At 40.6% G+C, this 3,348-nt stretch carries 4 protein-coding genes; all 4 read left to right on the top strand.

Annotated elements, in window-relative coordinates; all coding sequences use genetic code 11:
* Positions 1 to 1,160: tyrosine-type recombinase/integrase (locus tag B0680_RS10675; protein WP_143821425.1), on the top strand; the 1,160-nt coding region annotated here is incomplete at its 5' end.
* A gap of 478 nt (positions 1,161 to 1,638) precedes the next feature.
* Positions 1,639 to 2,823, top strand: a complete 1,185-nt coding sequence (locus B0680_RS10670; protein WP_078255076.1) for a hypothetical protein — start codon at positions 1,639 to 1,641, stop codon at positions 2,821 to 2,823.
* Between the two features lie 125 nt (positions 2,824 to 2,948).
* Positions 2,949 to 3,182 (top strand): helix-turn-helix transcriptional regulator, encoded by a 234-nt coding sequence (locus tag B0680_RS10665; protein ID WP_078255075.1) that lies wholly within the window; start codon positions 2,949 to 2,951, stop codon positions 3,180 to 3,182.
* On the top strand, positions 3,179 to 3,337 hold the full coding sequence (locus B0680_RS10660; protein ID WP_078255074.1) for a helix-turn-helix domain-containing protein: 159 nt from the start codon (positions 3,179 to 3,181) through the stop codon (positions 3,335 to 3,337). Before B0680_RS10665 ends, B0680_RS10660 begins: the two co-directional genes overlap by 4 nt.
* Positions 3,338 to 3,348 lie beyond the last annotated feature (11 nt).

Raw genomic sequence — 3,348 nt, 5'->3', positions numbered from 1 at the left:
AATTAGTTGACCACTACAATGGGAACGGCTTACAACTTTGGGTAAGGCACACGGGTGTAAAATCATGGGTGATTGCCTACCGATGGCACGGCAAACAGCAAAGCATGACCATTGGCACATATCCAAGTATCAGCCTACAGCAAGCACGCATTCACGCCCTATCCATCAAAGAGAAAATCAAACAAGGCATTGACCCAAAGCACGCCAAGCCAACAGCGGTGCTATTTGGTGATGTGGCAAACGATTACCACGCCAAAAGAAACCCCAACAACCCCGACAATGCAGGCAAACACACCGTAACCATTGGCACATACAACAGGGATTACAGAGCCTATATTAACGACATAGCCCCAAAGCTTGCCCATATCGATATACAAGCCATCACGCCTGCAATGGTGCTAGATGTGGCAAAGACGATAGAGAAACGGGGGGCGGGTGATATGGCAAGCCGTTCAATACGCCAAATAGGGGCGATATACCAACACGCCATACATAAAGACCAATTCAACGGCGTATCACCGCATACAGGGCTAGAAAAGCAACTAGGCAAACGCCAAAAGCGTAACTATGCACGCATTGAATTTCACGAACTCAACGCCCTATTTGCTGATATTGAAAATTCCAACTGCCAACCATTAACCAAGCTTGCTTTTCGGTTTCTTTGTTATACCTTTGTGCGTACCAAAGAAATGCGGTTTATGACATGGGGCGAAATAGACTTGCAGGCGTGTTTGTGGCGTATTCCTGCCAAACGTATGAAAATGCGTAAAGACCACATTGTCCCACTATCAAGCCAAGCCATACAGATATTACAGACCATCAAGGCTATGGGGCTAAGTGATGAATTTGTTTTTTTCAATCCATCATCACGCAATGTTATCAGTGAAGCCATTTTGACCGCATCACTCAAACGGCTAGGATGGCAGGACAAAATGACGGGGCACGGCTTTAGGGGATTGGCAAGCACCACACTACACGAACGCCAATACAATCACGATGCCATAGAACTGCAGTTAGCACACACAACAGGCAACGCCACAACACAAGCCCATGACCACGCCAAACATATCCCATACCGCCAACAGATGATGCAAGAATGGGCGGATATGGTGGATGGTGAAATAGGTACAATCAGCGATTTTGTAGAAAATCATTGTTAAGGCGGTAAATTTAAAAATGGTATTCCCAAAAATCCCCTATTTAACCCGCTACACCGCTACACAACCGCTACAACCCTTGCACTGTAAGGCTTTGAGCGTGTAGCGACTTGAAAAACCAATCCGCTACAAAAAAAGGGTAATCCGCTACACCGCTACATAACCAAAACACCGCCAAGCCTTGTAAATAAAGGGATTGGGCGTTTTATGGCTAAAATGGCACATGATGGATTTGGCTTGATGATGGCACTTGGTAATTTATGATAGTTAAGCAAGATTAATTAATAATGGATTGTAGGTTATTGTAGATTGGCACAATCTAAGGCGATTATGAATGGGTGAGCTTAGACGAACCTAGACGAATTTAGACGAATAAAACACTTTTGCAGGGCTAGGAGTAGCTACCGAACGGCGGTTATTATTGCACCTTAAACCGCCACGCCCTGCATCCTATTTGGTTAAGGTGCTAAAGGTGCAGATGATGGGATTATATCAATCCAAATTATTTCTAACCCTTGATGATGTGGCAGATTATTTGGCTGATAAGGGTATTTGTGATTTTGATGTACAAAACAAACATGAGAAAAAACGGTTCAAAGATTTTATCCAAGAATTGGAATTGATGCACGATTTAAAGCGGTTAAAATTAATTGATGGTGAATTTGATGTAGATTTCAGCATTGTTGAAGAAGACAAGACGGAAGACAAATTTAGCTATCATTTGGCTTTGCAGTTAAAAAATTATAACTTGGCAGGCTTTTTTTATCCAAATGGGGTAAATAGTCAAGATGAACCCTGCTATTCAGCATTACAAATCATGAAATCGGGAGATGATTATCATGATGGGTATTTGAGCGATTTACTTAAACACTACCGCCAAGTACCGCCTGAACTTGAGCATTTAATAAGAAAAAACACGCTAACTTTAAGTAATGGCAAAACTGTAACAACAACTAGAACCAAAGTATTTGTTACAGATGAAGGCAATGTGTACAAAGAAAATGGCTATTCAAGCACTTACAAAATTGGGGTGATTGATAGCTACTATCGATATGTGGATATTGATATAAATTTTATTCTTAAATCAAAATATAACAAATCAAAGGATTATTTCTTTATTAATGACTTGGAAAAAGCCATTGCAAGTTATCAGAATTTAGCCAATAAAATTACAGCACCTGCACAACCAACCAATAAAGATAATACCGAAAATGCAAAAAAGAAAACCTTTGAACTCAAGATAGATGATAAAAAAGAGAACAAATTGGATAAAGTGGAATTGGAAAAGTCACTAAGAGATGCGATTGATTTAGCTTTTACTCCTTTCCAATCTGATGATTATTTTTTAGAAAACCCAGAACCTCCAGAGCTAAAAGTTATCGATTTTGCAGATGATGGTGAACAATCGGCATTCAATGACAGCCAACAGCAAATAGCAGACTTACAGGCAGAAAATGAGCTATCAGACCGCACGGAACAAAGCTATCTTACCACAATAGGGCTTTTGCTTGAACTTTGCCAAAACAAACGCTTTTCAAGTCAAAACCAAATTATTGAAGTTATCATAGACCAATCAATATATGGACAAGGGGAAAGAACATTAAACGAAAGATTTTCCAAAGCCAATCAAGCACTGGAACAAGCCCGCAAAAATAAGGAAAAATAACACCGCAATTGCAATACCAAAGCACCGCAAATGCGGTGTTTTGTTTTTTGTGAACTCTTATCATACGCCAATAGCAACGGTATGCACCGCTTGGCTATTACAGTAACCGCTATGGAGTAATATTCATGACTGACAAAACAACCGATGACAACAAAACCAAAGACCCCAAAAAACTACACCCACAAGGGATGTGCAGAGCCAAAGACATTTTGGCACTAATTCCAATCAATCGAACGACACTTTGGCGTATGGTGAATAAAGACCTATTCCCAAAACCAATCAAGCTATCTAGTAATATGGTGGTATGGAAAAATAGTGAAGTCCTAGCATGGATTGAACAACAAGGGGGTAACGCATGAATTATGACCCAAAAGGACACAAGGCAGAAATCTTAAAAATCTTGATGGCTGGTCAAACACTGACACGCAAAGATGCCGTTCAATTGTTTGACTGCTACAACCTATCTCAACGAGTGGGCGAACTTATCCGTATGGGCTACCCTATCAAAATGTAGTGGTACACTAA

This window comes from Moraxella pluranimalium (genome assembly GCF_002014825.1).
GTDB lineage: Bacteria > Pseudomonadota > Gammaproteobacteria > Pseudomonadales > Moraxellaceae > Moraxella > Moraxella pluranimalium.
Note: the sequence above shows the minus strand (reverse complement) of the source record. Positions and strands in the feature narration are given on the sequence as shown.